General features: G+C 33.8%; 19 protein-coding genes and 2 riboswitches. Of the genes, 1 reads left to right on the top strand and 18 read right to left on the bottom strand.

The genetic code is table 11. The features are described 5' to 3' along the window. Positions 1-14: 14 nt before the first annotated feature. The 14 genes from metH to EM932_RS05865 form a co-directional block, all read right to left on the bottom strand. The gene (gene metH / locus EM932_RS05930; protein ID WP_246040938.1) at positions 15-2,666 is read right to left on the bottom strand and encodes a methionine synthase; all 2,652 of its coding nucleotides are present in this window, start codon (positions 2,664-2,666) and stop codon (positions 15-17) included. Between the two features lie 77 nt (positions 2,667-2,743). Beyond that, entirely contained in the window at positions 2,744-3,025 is a 282-nt protein-coding gene (locus EM932_RS05925; protein ID WP_135876262.1) for an antibiotic biosynthesis monooxygenase family protein, read from the bottom strand. A gap of 7 nt (positions 3,026-3,032) precedes the next feature. Next, a complete protein-coding gene (locus EM932_RS05920; RefSeq protein WP_135876261.1) occupies positions 3,033-4,055 on the bottom strand; it encodes a homocysteine S-methyltransferase family protein in 1,023 nt (340 codons plus the stop codon). 56 nt (positions 4,056-4,111) lie between these two features. Continuing rightward, a riboswitch (SAM riboswitch) is annotated at positions 4,112-4,223 on the bottom strand. A 77-nt stretch (positions 4,224-4,300) separates the two neighbouring features. After that, complete coding sequence (gene cysM, locus EM932_RS05915; RefSeq protein ID WP_135876260.1) at positions 4,301-5,191, bottom strand: cysteine synthase CysM; 891 nt, start codon at positions 5,189-5,191, stop codon at positions 4,301-4,303. Beyond that, the gene (epsC, locus tag EM932_RS05910; protein ID WP_135876259.1) at positions 5,178-5,918 is read right to left on the bottom strand and encodes a serine O-acetyltransferase EpsC; all 741 of its coding nucleotides are present in this window, start codon (positions 5,916-5,918) and stop codon (positions 5,178-5,180) included. The genes cysM and epsC overlap by 14 nt, the downstream gene beginning before the upstream one ends. 17 nt (positions 5,919-5,935) lie before the next feature. Beyond that, positions 5,936-6,985: an NAD(P)/FAD-dependent oxidoreductase gene (locus EM932_RS05905; RefSeq protein WP_135876258.1), complete on the bottom strand. Its 1,050-nt coding sequence runs from the start codon at positions 6,983-6,985 to the stop codon at positions 5,936-5,938. A gap of 1 nt (position 6,986) precedes the next feature. Beyond that, positions 6,987-7,628 (bottom strand): precorrin-2 dehydrogenase/sirohydrochlorin ferrochelatase family protein, encoded by a 642-nt coding sequence (locus tag EM932_RS05900; RefSeq protein WP_135876257.1) that lies wholly within the window; start codon positions 7,626-7,628, stop codon positions 6,987-6,989. A 4-nt stretch (positions 7,629-7,632) separates the two neighbouring features. Beyond that, positions 7,633-8,442: a uroporphyrinogen-III C-methyltransferase gene (cobA, locus tag EM932_RS05895; protein WP_135876256.1), complete on the bottom strand. Its 810-nt coding sequence runs from the start codon at positions 8,440-8,442 to the stop codon at positions 7,633-7,635. 54 nt (positions 8,443-8,496) lie between these two features. Then, positions 8,497-10,605 carry a HEPN domain-containing protein gene (locus EM932_RS05890; protein WP_135876255.1) on the bottom strand — a complete coding sequence of 703 codons (2,109 nt, stop codon included), beginning with the start codon at positions 10,603-10,605 and terminating at the stop codon, positions 8,497-8,499. A 115-nt stretch (positions 10,606-10,720) separates the two neighbouring features. Beyond that, positions 10,721-11,968, bottom strand: a complete 1,248-nt coding sequence (locus EM932_RS05885) for a sulfate adenylyltransferase subunit 1 (RefSeq protein WP_135876254.1) — start codon at positions 11,966-11,968, stop codon at positions 10,721-10,723. Positions 11,969-12,129: 161 nt separating this feature from the next. Next, positions 12,130-13,035, bottom strand: coding sequence for a sulfate adenylyltransferase subunit CysD (gene cysD, locus EM932_RS05880; RefSeq protein ID WP_135876253.1), 906 nt, complete (start codon positions 13,033-13,035; stop codon positions 12,130-12,132). 112 nt (positions 13,036-13,147) lie between these two features. After that, positions 13,148-13,768: a phosphoadenosine phosphosulfate reductase domain-containing protein gene (locus EM932_RS05875; RefSeq protein WP_135876252.1), complete on the bottom strand. Its 621-nt coding sequence runs from the start codon at positions 13,766-13,768 to the stop codon at positions 13,148-13,150. Between the two features lie 11 nt (positions 13,769-13,779). After that, positions 13,780-14,037, bottom strand: coding sequence for a DUF2061 domain-containing protein (locus EM932_RS05870; protein WP_135876251.1), 258 nt, complete (start codon positions 14,035-14,037; stop codon positions 13,780-13,782). 168 nt (positions 14,038-14,205) lie between these two features. Further along, positions 14,206-14,619, bottom strand: a complete 414-nt coding sequence (locus EM932_RS05865) for an RrF2 family transcriptional regulator (protein WP_135876250.1) — start codon at positions 14,617-14,619, stop codon at positions 14,206-14,208. Positions 14,620-15,058: 439 nt separating this feature from the next. On the opposite strand from EM932_RS05865, the gene EM932_RS05860 reads away from it, so the two are divergent. Beyond that, positions 15,059-15,583, top strand: coding sequence for a DUF5004 domain-containing protein (locus EM932_RS05860; RefSeq protein WP_135876249.1), 525 nt, complete (start codon positions 15,059-15,061; stop codon positions 15,581-15,583). Between the two features lie 210 nt (positions 15,584-15,793). Here the strand turns inward: EM932_RS05860 and EM932_RS05855 are convergent, their stop codons facing one another. The 4 genes from EM932_RS05855 to EM932_RS05840 form a co-directional block, all read right to left on the bottom strand. Next, on the bottom strand, positions 15,794-16,966 hold the full coding sequence (locus EM932_RS05855) for a trans-sulfuration enzyme family protein (protein WP_135876248.1): 1,173 nt from the start codon (positions 16,964-16,966) through the stop codon (positions 15,794-15,796). Between the two features lie 150 nt (positions 16,967-17,116). Continuing rightward, positions 17,117-20,518 (bottom strand): bifunctional aspartate kinase/homoserine dehydrogenase I, encoded by a 3,402-nt coding sequence (gene thrA, locus EM932_RS05850; protein ID WP_135876247.1) that lies wholly within the window; start codon positions 20,516-20,518, stop codon positions 17,117-17,119. An 87-nt stretch (positions 20,519-20,605) separates the two neighbouring features. Next, positions 20,606-21,880, bottom strand: a complete 1,275-nt coding sequence (locus EM932_RS05845; RefSeq protein ID WP_135876246.1) for an O-acetylhomoserine aminocarboxypropyltransferase/cysteine synthase family protein — start codon at positions 21,878-21,880, stop codon at positions 20,606-20,608. 181 nt (positions 21,881-22,061) lie between these two features. Next, positions 22,062-22,184: riboswitch (SAM riboswitch) on the bottom strand. Positions 22,185-22,314: 130 nt separating this feature from the next. After that, positions 22,315-23,865, bottom strand: coding sequence for a hypothetical protein (locus EM932_RS05840; RefSeq protein ID WP_135876245.1), 1,551 nt, complete (start codon positions 23,863-23,865; stop codon positions 22,315-22,317). Positions 23,866-23,914: the final 49 nt, after the last annotated feature.

The following is a 23,914-nucleotide window of genomic DNA, read 5'->3' as shown; positions in this document are numbered from 1 at the left end:
AGGTTAGGTGGGGATTACTCCTCTGCAAGATTAGGGTGCAACCACTTTCTGGCTTTATCTTTTCCAATACCTTTTCTAGTGGCGTAATCGGTGACCTGGTCATCTGTAATTTTACCTAAACCAAAATACTTCGCTTCTGGATTTCCGAAATAATATCCTGAAACCGCAGCTGCTGGCCACATAGCCAAGCTTTCTGTTAATGTCACTCCAATGAGCTTTTCAACATCTAATAACTCCCAAATAGTTTCTTTCTCTAAATGATCAGGACATGCAGGGTAACCTGGTGCTGGACGAATTCCTTTGTAGGTTTCTTTTATCAATTCTTCATTAGATAAATTTTCGTCTGATGCATAACCCCAATGTTTCGTACGTACTTGTTTGTGCAAGTATTCTGCAAATGCTTCGGCAAATCTATCTGCAATGGCTTGTGCCATTATGGAGTTATAATCATCTTCTTTTTCTTTGTAATAAGTTGCTAATTCTTGTGCTCCAAAAATACCCACACAGAATGCACCCATATAATCCGTTTTACCTGTTTCTTTTGGTGCAATAAAATCAGACAAAGCTATATTAGGAATGCCCTCCCTTTTCTTCAATTGCTGACGCAAGGTTCTAAATACAGCAATCTCACGACCTTTTTTCTGAATAGATATATCGTCATCATTGATAGTGTTTGCTTCAAACAAACCAAAAACAGCTTTTGGTTTTAACAGCTGTTTTGCTACAATTTGCTTAATCATAGCTTGTGCATCTTCATACAATTGTGTAGCCTGTTCCCCAACAACCTCATCTGTTAATATTTCTGGGAATTTACCGTGTAGATCCCATGAGATAAAGAAAGGTTTCCAATCTATGAAAGGTAATAATTCTTTTAAACTTAGTTGTTTTAACTTTTGAATCCCTAACTCATTAGGCTTTACAATTTCAGACGTTTCCCAATCTATACTGTATTTTTTATTTCGGGCTTCTTCTATAGGTATATAAGATTTCTCTTTGCCTCGTTTTAAAAATTTCTCGCGAAATTCATCATAATCCTTTTTAAGCTTTGCAACATACTCATGAGACGTTTTTTTATTCAATAAATCTCCAACAACGGTCACCGCTCTAGATGCATCGTTTACATGCACTACTGCATTTTTGTATTGAGGATCAATTTTTACTGCTGTATGTGCCTTTGATGTTGTTGCTCCACCTATAAGTAATGGCACTGAAAAATTTTGACGTTCCATTTCTTTAGCTAAATACACCATTTCATCTAAAGATGGTGTGATTAAACCTGATAAACCAATGGCGTCAACATTATGTTCTTTAGCTTCAGAGATTATCTTTTCTGGTGGCACCATAACTCCCAGATCAACTATTTCATAGTTATTACAGCCTAAAACAACGCTCACAATATTTTTCCCAATATCGTGTACATCACCTTTTACGGTTGCCATTAATACTTTTCCTAATGCTTCTTGTTTTTCGCCTTTTTCAGCTTCAATAAATGGGTTTAGATAGCCTACAGCTTTTTTCATAACCCTTGCCGATTTTACTACTTGTGGCAAGAACATTTTTCCTGCTCCAAACAAATCACCGACCACATTCATACCAATCATTAAATGACCTTCAATAACGTCTATCGGCTTTTCAGCTTCTTGCCTAGCTTGTTCTACATCTTCAATAATGTAAGCATCAATTCCTTTTACTAAAGCATGTGTAATACGTTCTTGAAGTGAATTTTCTCTCCATGATAAATCTACGGTCTTTTCTACTTTAGACCCTTTGACAGTTTCAGCAAAATCCAATAAACGCTCGGTAGCATCATCTCTTCTGTCTAGAATAACATCTTCAACGTGTTCTAATAAATCTTTAGGAATATCATCATACACCTCTAAAAGCGCTGGGTTTACAATTCCCATATTCATACCAGCCTGAATGGCATAGTATAGAAATACAGAGTGCATCGCTTCACGAACACCGTCATTTCCTCTAAATGAGAACGATACATTACTCACCCCTCCACTAACACTTACGTTTGGTAAATTTTCACGTACCCAACGTGTTGCTTCTATGAAATCGATGGCATTTCTGCGATGTTCTTCCATTCCTGTTGCTACAGGAAATATATTTAAATCGAAAATAATGTCTTCCGATGGAAACCCTACTTTGTTTACTAAAACATCATAAGAACGCTTAGATATTTCAATACGTCTCTCATAATTATCTGCTTGACCAACCTCATCAAAAGCCATCACGACAACAGCAGCTCCATAACGCTTGATTTGTTTTGCTTCCCAGATAAACTTCTCTTCGCCTTCTTTTAAGGAAATAGAGTTTACCACACTTTTTCCTTGTACCACTTGAAGTCCAGCTTCAATGATTTCCCATTTAGAGCTATCTATCATGATGGGTACACGACAAATATCTGGTTCGGCAGCGATTAAATTTAAAAAGCGAACCATGGATTCTTTTCCATCAATAAGACCATCGTCCATATTGATATCTATTATTTGTGCACCTCCGTCTACCTGATGACGTGCAATATCAAGCGCTTCATCAAACTTCTCTTCTTTTATTAATCTTAAGAATTTACGAGACCCTGCAACATTAGTACGTTCTCCAACATTAATAAAATTACTATTTTCGTTAAGGACTAGTGGTTCTAATCCTGATAAACGCATGTATTTCTTCCCTACTCCAACCTCTCCCCAAAAGGAAGAGACTTTTTTAATTGGATCTTTATCGTTTTTATTTCTCATTATTTATAATGTTCTACAATTGGGAATAGTTCGTAAAAATGATGTAATAAAGCTTTCCATGTTTGATATTCATTCGATTTTCTGAACCCTATTTCATGGTCTTCAATCGTTTCCCAATTGACTAATAATATATATTTATCTTCTTGTTCGACACACTTTTTTAATTCGTGGGATATATATCCTTTCATTGATGAAATAATATTCTGTGCCTCTTGAAAACTATTTTCAAAATCTACAGAAAGTCCTTTTTTAATATTTAATATGGCGACTTCGAGTATCATGATAATGCTATTCATTAGACCCTTCGACTGCGCTCAGGGTGACAGCTTGTCTTGGTTTATATTTAGATGCTAAGTCTGCAATGACTTTAATATGTTCTGGACTTGTACCACAACAACCTCCTATAATATTTATTAAATTCTTTTTTAAATATTCTTCTATTTGAGCCCCCATTTCTTCTGGTGTTTCATCATATTCACCAAAAGCATTTGGCAACCCTGCGTTTGGATGTGCAGAAATTGCAAAATCTGTTTTAGAAGCAATTGCTTCTAAATGTGGTTGTAATAAATTAGCTCCCAAAGCACAATTAAAGCCTACAGATAATAATGGAATATGCGATACCGAAATTAAAAATGCTTCTGCCGTTTGACCAGAAAGTGTTCTTCCTGATGCATCTGTGATAGTACCACTCAACATAATAGGAATATCAATGCCTCGTTCGTCTTTAACTTCTTCTATAGCAAATAAAGCTGCTTTAGCATTTAAAGTGTCAAAAACAGTTTCTACCAATAACAAATCAGATCCTCCATCAATTAAAGCTTCCACCTGTTGTTTATAAGCTTTACGTAACTCGTCGAAAGTCACTGCTCTATAACCAGGATCATTAACATCTGGAGACATACTTGCCGTACGGTTTGTTGGACCAATTGATCCTGCTACAAAACGCGGTTTATGGGGCTCTTTTGCTGTAAATTCATCAGCGACTTCCCTAGCTATTTTTGCAGATTGGTAATTAAGTTCGTATACTAAATCTTCCATTTGATAATCTGCCATAGCGATTGTTGTACCAGAAAAGGTATTAGTTTCTACAATGTCTGCACCGACTTCAAAATACTTAGCATGTATTTCTTTAATCGCTTCTGGTTGTGTAATGGATAGCAAGTCATTATTACCTTGCAACGGCGTTGGGTAATCCTTAAAACGACCCCCTCTAAAATCGGCTTCGGTAAATTTATAAGCCTGCAACATAGTACCCATGGCACCGTCCAACACTAAAATACGCTCTTGTAAAGCTTGTTGTATATTCGACATTTTGATATTTTTTATTCTTTATCATATGTCATCAAGAAAAGTAAAAGAAACACTTTCCGTTATCTTTCTAATATTTTTAAACATTAGTAGAATTTAGCACCTTCTTTAACAGATAAAGGGTTGCCAAGGCTTCAACGGGTCTATTCCCTCTGCCTTTCTTGATAACAATAATTAATACGTTTATGAACTGAGGACAAAAATAACAACTATATTTTTCTTATCCTTATAATTTATTAAAAAATATATTATTCGAATAATGGTGACGATAAATATCGATCACCTCTATCACAAATAACAGCAACTATAACGCCTTTGTCAATAGTTTTTGCAATTTCTAAAGCACAATAGACAGCTCCTCCACTGCTCATCCCTGCAAAAACACCTTCTTCTTTAGCTAAACGTTGGGTCATTGCTTTTGCATCTTCTTCATTAACATCCACTACAACATCAACCTTAGAACGATCAAAAAACTTTGGAACATAATCTGGTGACCATTTTCTAATACCAGGAATCCTAGCTCCGTCTGCTGGTTGTGCTCCTACAATAGTTATATTTTTATTTTTCTCTTTTAGAAAAGTTGACGTTCCCATAATGGTCCCAGTTGTTCCCATCGCAGATACAAAATGCGTCACTTCGCCTTCTGTATCTCTCCAAACTTCTGGACCTGTTGTTTTATAATGTGCTTTCCAGTTATCGTTATTTTCAAACTGATTTAAAAGCGTATATCCTTTTTCATCTCTTAATTTAAAAGCCAAATCTCTAGAACCTTCAATACCAACATCTGCAAGCGTTAAAATAACCTCAGCACCATAAGCTCGCATTGTTTTAACACGTTCTTCGGTAGAGTTCTCTGGCATGATTAGCACCATGTTCAACCCTAATAACTGAGCAATAAAGGCTAAAGCAATACCTGTATTCCCGCTAGTAGCTTCAACCAAGGTTCCTCCTTTTTTAATATCACCTCGTTTTAATGCTTCATTAATCATATTAAAAGCGGCACGATCTTTTACACTTCCTCCTGGGTTATTTCCTTCGAGTTTAAAAAACAATCGAACGTTTTTATTTTCAATAATATGACTCGCCTCTACAATTGGTGTATTTCCAATTTGATCAAGGATGCTTTTACCGTATGCCATTCTTTTTGGGTCTGATTTTAATTTCAGTTTGATAGGTCACTAATGAATCTTCTGGAACAGATTGTGTAATCCAAACGTTGGCTCCTATAGTTGAATTAGCTCCAATCACAATATCACCACCCAAAATAGTAGCATTTGCGTAAATAGTTACATTATCTTCTATGGTAGGATGTCTTTTTGTGGATGCCAGACTTTTAGCCACTTGAATTCCACCTAAGGTTACTCCTTGGTATATTTTAACCTGTTTACCAATGATAGATGATTCTCCTATTACAATTCCTGTACCGTGATCTATATAAAACGACTCACTTATAGTAGCTCCTGGATGAATATCTATTCCTGTAATACCATGAATATATTCACTCATCATTCTAGGTAAAATATACACACCAAGTTTATACAAGGCATGACTTAGTCTATAAATAGAAATAGCATGAAAACCTGGATAAGCTAAATATATTTCTTCCAAGCAATGAGATGCTGGATCGTTATTTTCAAAAGCAATAGCGTCTAAATCGAGTTCTTTCCTAATCTCTGGAAGCTTCCCTTTAAATGTTTTCCAAATGGCTTCTCCATTTTCTATCTTTAATGTTAAAAGTATTTCAAGGAATGTTTTTTCTAAATAATCACCATGAATCGCTTCTTGTTCGCAATCAAATAGCGAATAAAACAATCGTTTTGTGAATGTTTTAACCGTATCTTTTAAGCAAACGTTATAGCTTTTCATGTTGAATATATTTCTAATTAAATAGATTGAACTACTGCTTTTGGTGCTTCTTTACGAGTTCCATCAAAACCATCAATACCACTAACCGTTGTATATTTTAATACATATTTTTTACCTGGATTGATAATTCTATAAGCTGCCTGGCACATTAACGTTGCTTCATGGAAACCACAAAGAATTAATTTTAATTTCTCAGGGTATGTATTCACATCTCCAATAGCAAAAATACCAGGGATATTTGTTTGATAATTCAAAGAGTTATCAACTTTTATAGCATTTTTTTCTATGTCTAACCCCCAATTAGCAATAGGTCCTAATTTAGGAGATAATCCAAATAAAGGAATAAAGTGATCTGTTTCAATTTTAATAGTTTCTCCGTCTTTAGCCACAGAAACTGCTTCTATTTTTCCATCACCATGAAGTTCTTTAACCTCTGCAGGCGTGATTAATTTTATTTTATTTAAGAGTGTTAATTCTCTAACTTTCTCAACAGAATCTAAAGCACCTCTAAATTCGTTTCTTCTATGAATCAATGTTACTTCTGAGGCTACATCGGTTAAAAAGATACTCCAATCTAAGGCAGAATCCCCACCTCCAGAAATCACGACTTTTTTATCTCTATAAAATTCAGGATCTTTAATAATGTACTCAACACCCTTATCTTCGTAATCTGTAATACCTTCGATGGCTGGTTTTCTAGGTTCAAAAGACCCTAATCCTCCTGCAATGGCCACTACAGGCGCATGGTGTTGTGTTCCTTTGTTAGTTGTAACAATAAAAGAACCATCTTCTTGCTTTTCTATAGTTTCTGCACGTTCACCCAATGTAAAGCCAGGCTCGAATTGCTTGCCTTGCTCTAAAAGATTTTTTGTTAAATCTCCTGCTAAAATTTCAGGAAACCCAGGAATATCATAAATAGGTTTTTTAGGATAAATCTCAGAACATTGCCCGCCTGGTTGTGGTAGTGCATCAATTAAATGACACTTAAGTTTTAATAAACCTGCCTCAAAAACTGTAAATAATCCAGTTGGACCTGCACCTATTATAAGTATATCTGTTTTAATCATATTACGATTCTTTTTTTGCAATTAATCCTTTGGTAAATTCATTAAGCGTTTCTACTTTTTGCTCGAAATCACCTTTTATTGTTTTTCTATATTCATTTAAATTCTTAACCAAATCGTCTACATTTTCAGGAATCACATCCTCAAAAAACTGACGCAATCTTTTGGCTGTTGTTGGCGATTTTCCATTTGTTGAAATCGCTACTTTCACATGGCCTTTTGTTACGATGCCTCCCATATAAAAATCACAATATGGTGGGTTATCTGCGACGTTTACTAATTTAGCTTCTGCTCTACAATCTTTCCAAACTTCTATATTTACTTCGGGTACATCAGTCGTAGCTACAACAATATGCTTTCCTTGTAAATAATTTTTATTATACACATCCTCTACCAACGTAACATCTCCTTTCTTTGCAAGTGCGATAGTGCCGTCTCTAAACATAGGTGACACCATAGTGACTTGTGCGTCTGGACTCGACTTTAGTAAAAAAGTCAATTTTTCTTCAGCCACAAAACCACCACCTACAATAAGTACGTGTAAGTTTTTAGTCTTTAAAAAAATAGGATATAAATTATTCCTTTCCCCCTCCGCCCCCAAAGGAGGAACTGAGTTAGGTATATTTATCTTATCGTCTTCACCCATTATATTACAATTCTTGATTAACTTCTTTATAAATAGAGGTTAATATAGCACGTTCTTTAACAACATCTCCTATAACAATAATAGCTGGATTTGTTAATTCTTTTTCTGCTACAATACTACGAATTGTTTCAATAGTACCAATACCAACATTTTCATTATCTCTAGTGCCATTTTGAATAATCGCAATAGGTGTATCTTGTTTGTTTTCTTCTGAAAAAATACGAACAATTTCGGTCAACTTACCCATTCCCATCAAAATTACTACAGTAGCTGTTGATTTTGCAGCTAAAGCAACATCTGATGATAATTGGTGGTTTTTAGTTGTTCCCGTAATCACCCAAAAACTTTCTGAAGCGTTTCGTTTGGTTAAAGGAATCCCTTGATATGCTGGTACTGCAATAGCAGATGATATGCCTGGAACTACAAAGGTTTCTATACCAAACTGTCTTACGTAGTCGATCTCTTCTGCCCCTCTTCCAAATATAAATGGATCGCCACCTTTCAATCTCACAACATGTCCGCGACTTTTAGCTTTACTAACTATAAGTTCATTTATTTGTTCTTGCTGAAATGCATAGCACCCTTTACGCTTGCCTACAAAAATAAGTTCCGTCTCGCTTGATGCATATTTTAGCAGCTCCTCATTTATAAGAGCATCGTACAGTATTACATCTGCAGATTCTATAGCTTTAATAGCTTTAAGCGTTATTAAATCCTCATCGCCTGGTCCAGCTCCTACAACCGTTAAACGCCCCCTAACCCCCAAAGAGGAAAAAGAATTCTCTATATCTTTATTTTCGTTTTTTTTACTCATTTTTATAAAAACCTCTGTAAAAAAGATTCTTCATTACATTTAGAATGACACTTTCTAAACAGCTTTTTTCTGAAGTTTCTCGGTTTCAGTTTCTCTGTATGTTCTTACTTTTTCCAAAAACAAGTTTGCATTCTCGATATACCTAGCAGCAAACTCTTCAGTAGGTGCAAATTTATTAATTTGATATATCAATTCTGAAAAAGAGGTGCCTAAATCTATATCTCCGCTTGCTACAAACAATTCGTCAAATTGACTTACGATACCTGCGTGTGTATTTGTTTTCTTATTTTCTGCCAATAACAACGCTTTTGCGGAATTAACTAAAGAGCTATATGCATGATAGATAGCACTTGAATATACTTTATTATCAAAAGATTTTTTAGCGTTATCAATCTTTTCTTCACTTTCTAAAAATAATGTTGCGATTAAATCGATAACCACACCAGCACATTCACCAATACCAATTTCCTTAACGTATTTCTCTTCTTCACCCCAATCGATAAAATCGTCTTGAGTTAAATTAGTAACATCTTGAAGGTCGTTTAAGAAATCGTAGAAATACTTTTCTCCTTTTTCTTTATAATAGTCTACAAATTGCTTTCCATTTGAGTTTGCTTCAAAATCATTCAAAATACGTCTTAAAGCTTCTGGACCTCTTTTACTTGGTACCTTAACCACCTTATCTGCAAACACACCACTACCATCTCCTAAATTACCCCCACCTAATAATACTTGTAATGCTGGCGCTACTAATTTGTCTGGTGTACGAACAGACATCCCTTGAAAACCAATATTAGCCATATTGTGTTGACCACAAGCGTTCATACATCCACTAATTTTAATCACTAAATCTTCATTGCTTAGATATTGTGGATATTCCGATTTGATAACACGTTCTAATTCATCTGCAATTCCAGTACTACTTGCAATACCTAAATTACAAGTATCTGTTCCTGGACATGCCGTAATATCTACCGCTTTGTTATAACCTGCTTCTACAAATCCTAGTTTTTCTAATTCATTATAGAAAAATGGCACTAATTCTTCTTTTACAAAAGGAATAACAATGTTTTGACGCAATGATAGTCTTATTTCTCCAGCTGCATATTTTTCAACCAGATCTGCTAACAATCTTGCTTTATCTGTATAAAAATCTCCTAAAAGCACTTTGATACCAATCGCTACATAACCATTCTGTTTTTGAGGAATCAGGTTAGTTGATTTCCAAGTTTCAAAAGCTTGTTGGTCTTTTATTTCGACTTGTGGAATCTCATTTATTTCTACTGGTATTGAAGCTTCATATACATCTGCATCAATAGCAACCGATTTAAACTCAATCGCATTTTGCTCCTCTTCTACTAATGTTTTAAAGGCTTCTAATCCAATATCTTTTATTAAAAACTTCATACGTGCTTTGGCGCGGCTTTTACGCTCACCATGACGATCAAAAATTCTTAAAACACCTTCCATTACTGGAATGATTTTATCTGTTTCCAAAAAATCATATAACACATCTGCATGACGTGGTTGAGAACCTAATCCACCACCAAGCATCACTTTAAATCCGCGTACACCATTTTCAATCTTTGCTATAAAACCTAAATCATGCATGTATGACAATCCTGTATCTTCATCTGAAGAAGAGAAAGACACTTTGAACTTACGTCCCATTTCCTGACAGATAGGATTTCTTAAGAAAAAACGAAATAAAGCATCTGCATAAGGCGATACATCAAACGGTTCATTAACGTCAATTCCAGCCGTTTCAGAAGCCGTTACATTTCTAACCGTGTTACCGCAAGCTTCTCTCAGAGTAACTGCATCACGTTCTAACTCTGCCCAAAGCTCTGGCGTTCTGTTTAAATCTACGTAGTGAATTTGAATATCCTGACGTGTTGTAATGTGTAAACGACCACGAGAATATTCATCAGATACTTCCGAAATTCTTCGTAATTGATTGCTCTTTACTTTTCCGTAAGGCAATTTAATACGAATCATTTGTACACCTTCTTGACGTTGTCCATAAACACCACGTGCTAAACGAAGGCTTCTAAACTTCTCTTCGTCTATTTTACCATTATGAAAAAGCTCAATTTTATTCGCTAATTCTATAATATCATTTTCAACAATCGGATTTTCTATTTCTGTTCTAAAACTTTGCATGTTCCCATCCCGACCTTCCCAAAGGGAAGGAGCTCTTTACTGGGTTATTTTTTAATTCGACTTTTTATTTTTCATTTTATTTTAACACCTAATTCTCCTTTGGAGGTTAGAGGGGTTATTGAATGAAGCCAGCTCCAACCGTGTTATTTGTTTGAGGATCGATTAAAATAAATGATCCATTTGTTCTGTGATTTTTAAATTGGTCGTAAAAAATTGGCTTATTTAATTTGAAAGTTATCGAAGCAATATCGTTAACTCCTAATCCTGATACTTCTGTATCTATTCCGGAATAATCTGGATGTATTTTATGATGAATAGTATCTACTTTTGCTAATACTTTATTAATACCGTGCTGTACTATGTATTTAGAGCCAGCTGTTAATTGTGTTGAGTCCATCCAACAAACATTTGCAGTAAATTGTTTGTCTATAGTTGGTAAATCACCATCTTTAACGATCATATCCCCTCTACTCACATTGATATCATTTTCTAAAGTGATGGTTACCGATGAACGTCTTGAAGCCGTTTCATACTTTTCATCATAGAAATAGATATCTTTTATTTTAGATTTTGTTTGTGATGGCAACACAACAATATCATCTCCAACACTTAAATTTCCGCCATACACTTTCCCCGCATACCCTCTAAAATCGTGAAATTCTTCAGTTTTTGGACGTATTACATATTGTACTGGAAATCTTGGTGTTCCGATATTAAAAATATCTGCCTTATCTATTTCTTCTAAATGCTCTAATAAAGTCTGACCTTCGTACCAAGGCATCTTATCAGTTTTATTTACAACATTATCTCCTTTTAAAGCACTAACAGGAATAAAAGTTATTTTTTGATCCTGATAGTCTCTTTTGTTCATCAATTCTGAAAAATCTGCTTTAATTTTATTGTAGATTTCTTCAGAATAGTCTACTAAATCCATTTTATTAATGGCAACAACAATATCTTTAACCCTCAATAAGTTATTAATAAAAAAGTGACGGTTTGTTTGCTCGATCACTCCTTTTCTAGCATCAATTAAAATGATAGATGCTTGAGATGTTGAAGCGCCTGTTACCATATTACGTGTATATTCCACGTGACCAGGTGTATCAGCTATAATGTAACTTTTCTTAGCTGTTGAAAAGTAAATATGAGCGACATCTATCGTAATTCCTTGCTCTCTTTCTGCTACCAAACCATCGGTTGCTAAAGAAAAATCTAAATAATCGTAACCTCTTTGCTTACTTGTTTTTTCAATAGCTTCTAACTTATCTGTAGTTAATGATTTTGTATCATATAGAATACGCCCAATCAAGGTACTCTTACCATCATCTACACTTCCTGCTGTTGCAATTTTTAATACTTCCATAAGCCTCTCCCCAACCCTCTCCAAAGGAGAGGGAGTTTGTTCGGGTTATATTTTAAAATTTGTTTTAATTCTTCTATTATTTTATACCTACAAGGTTTTTAATGTCTTGCAGAATTATATTAGCAAGACTTGCTAGTTCCCCCTTCTGGGGGTTAGGGGGCTTAAAAGTACCCTTGTTGTTTACGTTTTTCCATGGCTGCTTCAGAACGTTTATCATCTATACGCGCACCACGTTCCGAAATAGTAGAATCTCTAATTTCTTGTACTACCTTAGAAATAGAAACTGCATCAGACAATACAGCTGCTGTACAACTCATATCTCCTACCGTTCTAAAACGCACCAACTCTTCTATCACTTCTTCATTGTCATCTCTATAAACAACACCATCTTCTGCAGACCAGATCATACCATCTCTTAAAAACACTTTACGTTTATGTGCAAAATAAATTGATGGTATTTCTATACCTTCTCTCTCTATATAAGACCAAACATCTAATTCTGTCCAGTTTGAAATTGGGAATACACGAACATTTTGTCCATGCTCAATATCTCCATTTAACATATCGAATAGCTCTGGACGTTGGTTTTTCTCATCCCACTGTCCAAAATCATCACGTACAGAAAAAATACGTTCTTTTGCTCTTGCTTTTTCTTCATCACGACGTGCTCCTCCAATACATGCATCAAACTTAAATTCTTCGATAGCATCTAAAAGTGTTGTTGTTTGAAGTTGGTTTCTACTTGAATATCTACCTGTTTCTTCTTTTACTTTTCCTTGATCGATGGAATCTTGCACATGTCGCACAATAAGCTCTAATCCTAATTCCTTAACCAATCGATCTCTAAATTTTATGGTTTCAGGAAAATTATGCCCTGTATCAATATGCATTAAAGGGAATGGAACCTTAGCTGGATAAAATGCTTTTACTGCTAATCGCACCAACGTGATAGAATCTTTTCCTCCTGAAAATAACAACACTGGTTTTTCAAACTGTGCCGCTACTTCTCTCATGATGTATATCGCTTCGTTCTCTAATGAGTTGATATGTGACGTATCTTTATTCATAATTAGCCCCTCCTAGCCTCCCCGAAGGTGAGGAATTCTTACTCGGGTGAAGTAAGAAAATTTGTTGTTTTTATTTTTACTCTTTATTTCTGTTTACTGTGACTGTAAACTGTTATGCGTGTAAACCACACTCTCGATTTTCCAAGGCTTTCGTTGGGTCGAAATATTTAAATTCGTTTGGTAAATTATTCTCTTCTAAATAGCTATCTAATTTTTCATCAGACCAATAGTAAAATGGGCTCACTTTTAAGACGCCATCTTTACTCAAACTAAAAATTCCAATACTGTTTCTAAATGCTGTTTGTCCTTGACGTAGATTTGTAAACCAAACGTTTGGTTTGTGTTCTTCCATTGCTCTTCTAAAAGGCTCTAATTTTACTTGTTCAGTAAACAAAGCATGTTCTGGAGCATCAATACTAGGAATTCCCATAACAACATCGCGATGTGATGATGTTTGTTTTGGTACATATAAAAAGACATTTAAATCTAAATCTTTAATCACCTGTTCTGCATGTCTATATGTTTGAGGTGTATTATAACCCGTATCGCACCAAACCACCGGCACTTTTGCTTCTACCGAACTTACCGCATATAAAATAGCAGCTTCGTAAGGTCTGAAATTAGTTGTTACTACCGTTTTATTATTAAGCTCAAAAGCTTTTTTAATAATGTCTATTGGCGATGCATTTTTAAATGCCTCATTCAATTCTTGTATTTGATTTTCTGTAAACATCTTCTGTTTATTTATTTTCCCCATTTAATCTTATTCCAAACTCTTTCATGGAAGAAGTATAACACCATTTTAGTCAAAAAATCTACAGATGCTATAAGTGAAGCCACTGTTATTTCTTGAGTTAGCACATAAGAAACGACCAATGTATCTAGAGTTCCTATAACCCTCCAACTTAAAGCCTTAGCAACACTACGAATAGGTTTTTCGCCAACACTATCGGCTTTATAAGTAGACTTTTCTTTGTTTTTTAATAACATCTGTGCTATCATTTGTTGTTGTATTATATTAATCCTATCGATTTAATAGGAATTACAAAAATAGAACTTTTTATAACATGACAAAAATTATTAACAACTTATTTGGAATAATGGAATATTTTTAGGTTAGTTAACCTAAATTGAAAAGAAAATTGATTTATTTTATGAAATTTTCAACGATTAAGATCCAGATAGATCTTCTAAGGTATTATTTCTTAATACTTTTAGAGTATTATCACGTACTTGGATCATCAATTTATGAACACTGCACTCATGCTCATCTGGACAGTCGTCGCATTTTTCATAGAAATTTAAGCTTACACAAGGCACCATAGCAATAGGCCCCTCTAAAACACGCATAACATCTGCCATTTTAATCTCAGAAGGTTCTTTTATGAGGTAATAACCTCCGTGTTTTCCTTTTTTTGAGCCTAGAAAGCCAGATTTTCTAAGTGTAAGCATAATACTCTCTAAAAATTTTTGTGGAATATTTTCACTCTTTGAAATCTCACTTATTTGGACAGGAACATCACCTACACTTTTGGCTATATAGGTTAGTGCTTTTAATCCGTATTTCGTCTTTTTAGATAGCATGCTGCTAATATACTTAATTTATGGCTTGTTTGTTGAGTAAAAAACCTCAATTGTATGAAGGTCTCTTATGCTCTAGATTTTTAATAATAAATCAGGTTTTTAACTTATATAGATTTTTTTACTGGTTTTTTCGAAATAGATTAATTTTAGATTTATTATCCATTTATTAATTGTAAGAGAGTTAAGTTAATCATAGTATTTTCTGGATGTTCGCAGTTATTCACAATTTTCTATCTACCTACTCATTTTATTACCAAAAAGTATCTGCTGGAAACAAAAGGAAAATCTAAAGAACATTGGATGAATAAATCTAATTATTTTCCTCGTCAATTGTTTTTAGATACATTGTAAAAACATTATTTAAAAAATAATCTAAAATTTCGCGCAACTATTTTCAATGTTTTGCATCTACAATGTTAAACGCTAAAGTTTATTAAACATGAAAAAAACGAATATCCTAATGAGTAGTTTGGTCGTAATTGCACTTTTAATTGTTGGTTGTAGTGATGATGACGATTCAAATTGCACCCAAGACTTAACCGGAGAACTGAGTAATAGTGAAACTGCATTTGCCCACAAGTGGGTTTTAGCAGAAATTGTTTCTGAAAAGGAAATAGATTTAACCGATGATAGCGAAGACAACCCAAACACCAATTTATTTGAACAATACGGAGCATGTGAAAAAGATGCCTTCTATAATTTCAATAGTGATAGAAGCTACACATTTGAACAGGGAGTAACGGCATCAAATTGCAGTAACAAACAGACATCAACTGGCACCTGGAAATTAACAAATAATACCTTATTAACCTTGGTGAGTTTTTGTAACATGCGAGTAATTAATATTGAGATTAATACGGATGACACTTCGTTCTTTATAGAAGATAATTTCAATGTTACTGATGTAAAAGGTAATCGTATTAATAGTAATATCACGTTTACTTATAATAAAGTAGCTATCTAACTAATTCTAACAAAAAAAGTCCTGAGTTTATAACTTGGGCCTAATAAACTAGAGTAGAGGAGGCTGTCTGAAAAGTGGTTAATCTTGTCATTCAGAGCAACGCGAAGAATCTTATTTCACTCATAATCAGAGTCATATATTTTAAAGAGATTCTTCATTCCATTCAGAATGACACTTTTTAGACAGCCTCTTTTATTCAATAAATTTAAATTACCCTAAGGCCTGAGACAAATCCTTTATAATATCATCTACATGTTCCAAACCAACAGACACTCTTACCAGACCATCAGTAATACTTACCTCTAGCCTGTCAGCCTCAGACAATTTACTGTGTGTTGTTGATGCTGGATGTGTTACAATAGTTCTGGTATCACCTAGATTAGCAGATAGCGAGCATAATTTAATAGCATTTAAAAAACTACGCCCTGCTTCAATACCTCCTTTGGTTTCAAAGGCAACTATATTTCCGCCTAGTTTCATTTGCTTTTTAGCGACTTCATGTTGCGGATGTGATTTTAAAAATGGATATTTCACCCAATTTACTTTTGGATGATTTTCTAAAAATTCAGCCACTTTTAAGGCATTTTCGCAATGTTTATTGACTCTTACAGCAAGCGTTTCAAGACTTTTAGACAAAGTCCACGCATTGAATGGAGATAAGGCTGGCCCGGTGTTTCTGGCAAACAAATAAATCTCTCTAACTAAATCTGCATCACCTACTGTAACGCCTCCTAAAACACGCCCTTGACCATCCATGAGTTTTGTCGCCGAATGCACTACCAAATGCGCACCATATTTTATAGGCTGCTGAATATAAGGAGTCGCAAAACAGTTATCTATAATTAAAATCAGATTGTGTTTTTTAGCAATATTACCTAACAACTTTAAATCAATAATATCGATCGCTGGGTTTGTTGGCGACTCGGCATATAGAATCTTTGTTTTTGATGTGATACAACTTTCAATAGTTTCTGGTTTATTAATATCGAAATAGGTCGTTTCAATATTCCATTTAGGTAAATATTTTGTAAATAATGTATGGGTAGAACCAAAAACTGAACGAGCAGATACAATATGATCGCCACTGTCTAACAATGCAGCAAAAGTTGAAAATATAGCAGCCATTCCTGTTGCAAAGGCATAACCATCCTCTGCACCTTCCATACGACATACTTTCTCTACAAACTCAGACGTATTAGGGTTTGTAAAACGACTATAGATATTTCGTTCTTTCTCTTCTGTAAAAGATGCACGCATATCTTCAGCATCTTCAAATACAAAACTTGAGGTTAAATATAACGGACTTGTATGCTCTAAAAATTCGGTACGTTCTAATTGCGTACGAATGGCTTCTGTTTCAAATTGTTTTTTTTCTTTGCTCATTTTATTTTTTTGTTTGACTATTAAAGTCAGATTCCCTTGGATTTCTGCTCAATGTCATTAAATATCTGCGTCACATTGAGCGCAGTCGAAAAGCTTAAAAAACGAAAGGCTCAATAATGTCTTCGACTGCGCTCAGACTGACATTTATTTTTAATTTATATGCTTAGACAACCTCAAAATATCTCCAAAAACACCTCTGGCTGTTACCTCTGCTCCTGCTCCTGCACCTTGAATAACAATGGGTTGCTCACCATAAGATTCTGTGAAAATCTCGAAAATTGCATCCGATCCTTTTACATGACCCAATGTACTGTCCTCTGGAATAGATACTAATTTCACTTCCAGATTCCCTTTATCTTGAGATAAATCGCCAAATAAATCACCTACATATCTTAATACATGACCTTCTTTCTGTTCATCTTTTATTTTTTGGAATGCTTCATCTAAAACATCTAACTGTTTTAAAAATTCCTGAACTGAAATATTCTGATAAGCTTCCGGAATTAAATTCTGAACGGCTACATCTTCAAATTCATTTTGCAAATCTAACTCTCTAGCTAATATTAATAACTTTCTGGCAACATCATTTCCGGAAAAATCTTCTCTTGGATCTGGCTCTGTAAAACCTTTATCTATAGTTTCCCGAACAATCACACTAAATGGTTTATCCTGAACTGAAAAGTTATTAAATAAATAGCTTAATGTTCCTGAGAAAACACCACGTATTCTGGTAATATTTTCTCCGGATTCATGCAATAATTTAATCGTATCAATTAATGGTAATCCTGCGCCAACTGTAGTTTCATACAAATACTGTTTATTATGCTCATCTAATTGCAAACGCAGTTTCGTATAAAACTCATGCGAAATGGTATTCGCTATTTTATTTGATGATACCAAATCGAAACCAGCTTCAACCAACGGGATATAGTTTGAATGAAAATTTGAACTTGCTGTATTATCTACAGCTATTAAGTTCTCTAAATGATGCGCTTTTGCAAAAGCAATAATATCTTGGATGGAACTTTCTTGTGATGTTGATTCTATAGCATCCTCCCAATTATTATCAACGCCATTTTTATTTAAAAGGAGTTTTCTTGAATTAGCAATGGCGAATACATTCAAGTTAATACCTTTTCTTTTTTCTATATCATCTTTAGACTTTAAAATCTGATTAATTAAAGCACCTCCTACTAAACCATGTCCAAAAATGGCAATATTTATCTTTTTTGAAATTCCGAAAACCTCACCATGAATCACGTTCATAGCTTTATGCAATTGATTCTTTTTAACTACCAAACTTACATTTCTGCCTGTTACCGTATTATTAAATAGTAAAGGTGTAATCTGGTTTTTAATCAATGCATTAAATGGTTTATGAAACGAACTTAATTCAATTCCTATAATGGATATTACAGACACATCATCTATGATTTCAATCTTATTGACGTCTTGTGAGTAAAAATCGTTTTCAAATTCACGCTCTAGAGCAATAACTGCTTGAGTCGCTTGTTCTGCATTTATAATTAATCCAATACCTCTTTCTGATGATCCCTGGGAAATAATACTCACGCTAATATCATGAATACTCAACGCTTTAAAAATTCTGGCATCTACCCCGATCTTACCTAATAAGCCACGCCCTTCTAGATTTAACAACGCTACATTGTCTAAAACTGACAGAGATGTTACTTCTTTAGAGCTTGGTTTTGCAGTAATTAAAGTGCCTTCGTCATCCGAATTAAACGTATTTAAAATACGCAGATTAATGTTCTTTTCCACTAAAGGGATTATGGTTTTAGCGTGTAAGACGTTTGTTCCAAAATTAGCTAACTCATTCGCTTCACTAAACGATAATTCCCTAATTTTTTGCGCATCGGCTACCAAATCTGGATTTGCCGTATAAATACCATTTACATGGGTGTAGTTTTGCAGCTCTTCAGCATCCAAATAATTGGCTAATAAAGCAGCTGTATAATTACTTCCATTTCTCCCTAAGGTAGTCGTTTCATTTTTCGAATTAGACGCTATAAATCCTGTGACTATATTAACGGTATCACCATTATTTTGCTTAAAATAATGGCGAATATTATCTTTAGTTAATTGTGAAATAGGTTGCGCATTACCAAAGGCATCATCCGTTTTAATTAATTGTCGGGAATCAGTAGCTTTTGCTTTAATGCCCCTTTTATTAAGCAATTCTGAAAGCAATTTAATAGATAGCAATTCGCCTTGAGCCAAAATTTCATCTTTCGTTTTTTGGCTACAATCACGTAATAAACTAACACCTTCAAAAAGTTTATCAAGAATTGAAAACTGTTCAGAAAAATCTATGGTTTTTAACGGTTCTTTTTGGTACGTTTTAAAAGCTTCCAATTCGTCTTGAAAAGATGCTCCTTTCAGAGCTTTATTTAAAATATCTTCCAGTTCGTCCGTAGCATTTCCCCTTGCTGAAACTACAACGGAAATCCGCTCACCGTTGTTAACCTTATTTTCAACAATAGAAATAACTTTATTCAAGCCATCTCCATTTGCTAAAGATTTTCCTCCAAACTTTAATACTTTCATTTTTCTTTTTTTAGAATCTGGCACAAAAATGCCTTCTATAATTTTTTCTAGTTGTTCATATTCCATTAAAAAAGCATCATGTCCATGTACCGAATGTATTTCGTTATAAGTTACATTGGGGTGTGTCAATGCTAATTGTTTATGGGTTTGCCTGTTCTCTTCTGCTGTAAAAAATAAATCGGAATCTACACCTACAATATGAATGTTGGCATCGATGCGTTCCAAAACATTAAAATCGTTGGCTCTATTTTTAGTAACATCGATCGTTTTTAATAATTGATTCATCAATTTATAAGCCGACAGTTGAAAACGTTCTTGCAATTTTTTGCCATGATGTAATAACCAACTTTCTACATTAAAAATCTTTAAATCTTCATTTTTAGAACGGTGAAAACGTTCTTTGAATGATTCTGGAGTACGATAACATAACATGGCATGCATTCTGGCATCGTGTACTGGGTTTCTCGAATTTAACAAAAACTGTTCTTGTATCTGGCAATTGGCAATTAACCAATCTGTCGATTTCCAATCGGTTGCTACAGGTATTAAATGCTCAGTAACATCTGGTTTAATCACAGCCATTTCCCAGGCAATACCACCTCCCAAAGAGCCTCCTATAATAGCGAAGAGCCTTTCAATATTTAATTCTTTAAGACCTATTAAAAATAATGTTGCAACATCTCTGGCAACAAAATCTTTATAGTTATCAATTATAAATCCATCAAAACCATTTCCAGGAATGTTAAATGCTAAAACGGTGTATAATTTTGTATCAATGACTTTATCATCGCCTACCAAATCTTTCCACCATCCATCATTTCCAGCTACATTGCTATTCCCCGTTAAGGCATGATTTACCAAAACGATAGGTGCAGAACCTAAGGATTTACCAAACACCTGATAACTCAACTTTATTTCAGTGTTTTGTGTATTACTTTCTGTAGTAAAATCTTTAATTATGATATGTGGTAATGTATCTTCCAAATACTTCTTTATTTTAATTTAGACCTGTCAGGTTTTAAAAACCTGACAGGTCTAAAAATATGTTCTTTTCTTGACTAATTTTAAAACCTACAAGGTTGCGAAAACAGCTTTTAAATCGGCTTTTAAATCTTCGATGTCTTCTAACCCTACAGATAACCTGATAAGATCTTGTGTTACACCTGCAGATTCTTGTGCTTCATCATTTAACTGTTGATGTGTTGTACTCGCTGGATGAATGATAAGCGACTTTGTATCTCCAATATTAGCCAATAATGAAAATATTTTTGTTTTGTCTGCTACCGTCTTAGCAGCATCATACCCGCCTTTTGCTCCAAATGTAACAATACCACTTTGTCCTTTAGATAAATATTTATCGGCTAAAGCTTTGTATTTGCTACTTTCTAAACCTGGATAGTTTACCCAAGCAACTTCATCTTGTTGTTCCAACCATTTTGCGAGCTCTAATGCGTTTTCACTATGCTGCTTTATTCTTACTGTTAACGTTTCTAAACCCTGAATAATATTGAATGCATTTGTTGGACTTAAAGCACCTCCAAAATCTCTTAATCCTTCTAAAATTAATTTAAAAGTATAAGATGCTGCTCCTAAAGCTTCGTTATAAACTAATCCATGATATCCAGCTGAAGGTTCCGTAAATTCAGGGAATTTTCCGTTTGCCCAATCAAAAGTACCTCCATCAATAATAGCACCTCCCAATGACGTTCCTTGGCCTCCAATATATTTAGTAAGTGAGTGAATTACAATATTTGCTCCATGCTTTAATGGATTCAATAACGCTGGTGTTGCCACTGTATTATCGACAATAAAAGGTACACCTGCTGCTTTAGAGTGCACAGCAATAGCTTCTAAATCTAAAACATCCAATTTCGGATTCCCTAACGATTCTACAAAAAAGGCTCTCGTATTATCTTGTACGGCGTCTTTAAAATTATCTGGGTTGGAAGCATCTACAAATGTCGTCGTAATACCTAATCTTGGTAATGTTACACTAAGTAGGTTGTAAGTTCCTCCATATAAACTGCTAGATGCTACAATGTGGTCTCCAGCTTTTAAAAGCGTTAATAGTCCTGTTGAAATAGCAGCAGTTCCCGAAGCAAATACTACGGCTCCAATGCCCCCTTCTACAGCTGCTAAACGCTCTTGAAGAATTTGATTCGTCGGGTTATTAAGTCTGGTATATATAAATCCTAATTCTTTTAATGAAAATAGGTTTGCAGCATGATCTGAATTATTAAAAACATACGATGTTGTTTGATAAATAGGAACGGCTCTTGCACCTCCGTTTGTTGTTACATCGTGTCCTGCATGTAATGCGTTTGTTGCTAATTTTTGTGTACTCATTTTTCTAATTTTTGAATTAATTGATTCTCGCCTATGCGGGAATGACATTTTTAAAGGTTATCTAAATGAAAATATTTAGAAATTCTTTACGATTAAACCAAAAGCCAAATATGCTACGAATAGCGTGCTTATATAGAAAAATGTTAAAAAGAAAATTAAAATTACTGAAAGTAATTTCGTTTGGTTATCTATCCGTATAATCCTGAAACGAGTTCAGGACGGGGTAGAATTTAGCACCTTCTTTACGTATAAAGGGTTGCTAAGGTTTCATTGGGTCTAATCCCTCCGCCTTTCTTGATAACATCTCAATAAGTGATTGAACTTTGTATTTGAACTTATCTTAGTTTTTTCTTTTAAACCAACATTAGTTCACTGCAAATATTCGTTCAGAAAAAGTTAAAAACCTAATTTTTTTTGAAAAATTTTATAAAAATTTATTTTTCGCCCAGTTTTCTATGAAATTTATCACTAATAACCAAGTCTATTGGTCTGTTTTGAATTTTAGATTCTAACCACGAAATAATATCCAAATATAAGAAAGCACGGCTTTGGTAAGGATCATCTTCATATTGCTTTAGTTTTTTATGAAGTTTGATAAATTCTCTTTTCACTTCATTAGGATAAATATCACCCAAGCCTCTCAAAAATTTAATAAATTCTTTTTGCACTTCATATAAGTCTTCCATTTTAATTAAAAACTTATAAGTACTTCTTATTAAAACATCAAGGTTATAATCCAGACCTGCTTCATAATGCGCTACAAGATTTAAAATTCTTGAAAAGCATAATAAGTCTTCACGCATTTGAAGGGATTTGTTACTTATTATTTTTTCTAAATAGTAAATGCACTTTTTATTCTCCCCTGCACCAAAATACATACTCGCAATTTTATAATAGAATACCATGATGTGGTGTTCATCAATACGATCTTTGTAATTTCTTAAACGTTCTAAGATCTCATCTATTAATGGTAAACCATCTTTAAAGCTGCCATCGATAAAATGTAGATTAAACTTATTATTATAAATATATAAGAAAGCTAATCCGTCCACATTATCATCTACAGGAAACCATTTTTCTTTTGTAACGGCTTCTAAATTAAGAAGTGTTTCTTTAAACTTTTCATACTGCCTTAAATAAAATAATGCTTCGAGTAAATAATGATTTCCCTTTAAAAAAAAGACTGGATTCAAAATAATCATATCTTTATTTTTATAAAATAAATCTACCCATTTGGAAGCGTACTTATAGCTAGCTAAAAAATCTGATGTTAAAAAACTATACCATAAATAAGCTTTGTATAGCCAAAGTTTTTCTCTAAAACCTAATTTATTAATATCATATTTTGGTAACCTATCATTAAAATAATTAGTAACTCTCTGATTTTCTTTATCATTTTTTATATAGCCTGTTTTTAAAAACAAACCATATAATTGAAGTGATAAATTAGACAATTTACTAGCTATAACATTTTGCTGACTCAATTCTTTTGCTTGTACAGATAATTCATCTGCTCTGTTATTAAGACTTCTGGTTATATATTGAGATTCTATTATTTTTTCTAATTCTACGATTTCATAAGCAATGTTTTTTTCTTCATTGGCTATAGCTAAACTTTTAGCTTTATCTAATATTTTTAAACTTTGTTTGTAAAGCCCCTTATGATATAAAATAGTAGCAAAATCTAACTGTTCCCGAATCTGAATTCTAATATTTTGATGAGACGGGTTTAATCTTAAACTAATTAAAATTTGTTTATATAAATGCGCCTTTAAATTAGAAAGTTGCTGTTTTTTTACGATTCCCTTTTTAAGAATGGTAGCCTCATCGTAAACGGAAAGTTTATCAAGAATATTAAAAAGTGTCAAGAATTTTGAATCTTCATTTACCCCTAAACGTCCTACATAAAGTTTAAACTGCCTCTTTTCAGATTTAGATAGCGACTTTACTAAAACAAACAAATTATCTTTTTGCTCTCTTGTCATAGTTGTAAAAACAACACTAAAATGCTGATTATTAATTATTTAATTAGAC

The sequence above is a fragment of the Flavivirga rizhaonensis genome, assembly GCF_004791695.1.
Classification (GTDB): Bacteria; Bacteroidota; Bacteroidia; order Flavobacteriales; family Flavobacteriaceae; genus Flavivirga; species Flavivirga rizhaonensis.
The sequence above is the reverse complement of the archived record's forward strand: the minus strand, read 5'-3'. Positions and strand labels throughout refer to the sequence as shown.

Bases quoted from the DNA above. Each gene is read 5' to 3' on its own strand.
- EM932_RS05845 (WP_135876246.1), bottom strand. From the start codon at position 21,880: ATGAGTACACAAAAATTAGCAACAAACGCATTACATGCAGGACACGAT.
- EM932_RS05865 (WP_135876250.1), bottom strand. From the start codon at position 14,619: ATGCTATCTAAAAAGACGAAATACGGATTAAAAGCACTAACCTATATA.
- EM932_RS05900 (WP_135876257.1), bottom strand. From the start codon at position 7,628: ATGGGTGAAGACGATAAGATAAATATACCTAACTCAGTTCCTCCTTTG.
- EM932_RS05840 (WP_135876245.1), bottom strand. From the start codon at position 23,865: ATGACAAGAGAGCAAAAAGATAATTTGTTTGTTTTAGTAAAGTCGCTA.
- cysD (WP_135876253.1), bottom strand. From the start codon at position 13,035: ATGAATAAAGATACGTCACATATCAACTCATTAGAGAACGAAGCGATA.
- EM932_RS05890 (WP_135876255.1), bottom strand. From the start codon at position 10,605: ATGCAAAGTTTTAGAACAGAAATAGAAAATCCGATTGTTGAAAATGAT.
- EM932_RS05925 (WP_135876262.1), bottom strand. From the start codon at position 3,025: ATGATACTCGAAGTCGCCATATTAAATATTAAAAAAGGACTTTCTGTA.
- metH (WP_246040938.1), bottom strand. From the start codon at position 2,666: ATGCGTTTATCAGGATTAGAACCACTAGTCCTTAACGAAAATAGTAAT.
- epsC (WP_135876259.1), bottom strand. From the start codon at position 5,918: ATGAAAAGCTATAACGTTTGCTTAAAAGATACGGTTAAAACATTCACA.
- EM932_RS05870 (WP_135876251.1), bottom strand. From the start codon at position 14,037: ATGATAGCACAGATGTTATTAAAAAACAAAGAAAAGTCTACTTATAAA.
- EM932_RS05905 (WP_135876258.1), bottom strand. From the start codon at position 6,985: ATGATTAAAACAGATATACTTATAATAGGTGCAGGTCCAACTGGATTA.
- EM932_RS05885 (WP_135876254.1), bottom strand. From the start codon at position 11,968: ATGGAAGTATTAAAAATTGCAACAGCAGGAAGTGTAGATGATGGTAAG.
- cysM (WP_135876260.1), bottom strand. From the start codon at position 5,191: ATGGCATACGGTAAAAGCATCCTTGATCAAATTGGAAATACACCAATT.
- EM932_RS05855 (WP_135876248.1), bottom strand. From the start codon at position 16,966: ATGAGCAAAGAAAAAAAACAATTTGAAACAGAAGCCATTCGTACGCAA.
- EM932_RS05920 (WP_135876261.1), bottom strand. From the start codon at position 4,055: ATGTCGAATATACAACAAGCTTTACAAGAGCGTATTTTAGTGTTGGAC.
- cobA (WP_135876256.1), bottom strand. From the start codon at position 8,442: ATGAGTAAAAAAAACGAAAATAAAGATATAGAGAATTCTTTTTCCTCT.
- EM932_RS05875 (WP_135876252.1), bottom strand. From the start codon at position 13,768: ATGTTTACAGAAAATCAAATACAAGAATTGAATGAGGCATTTAAAAAT.
- EM932_RS05860 (WP_135876249.1), top strand. From the start codon at position 15,059: ATGAAAAAAACGAATATCCTAATGAGTAGTTTGGTCGTAATTGCACTT.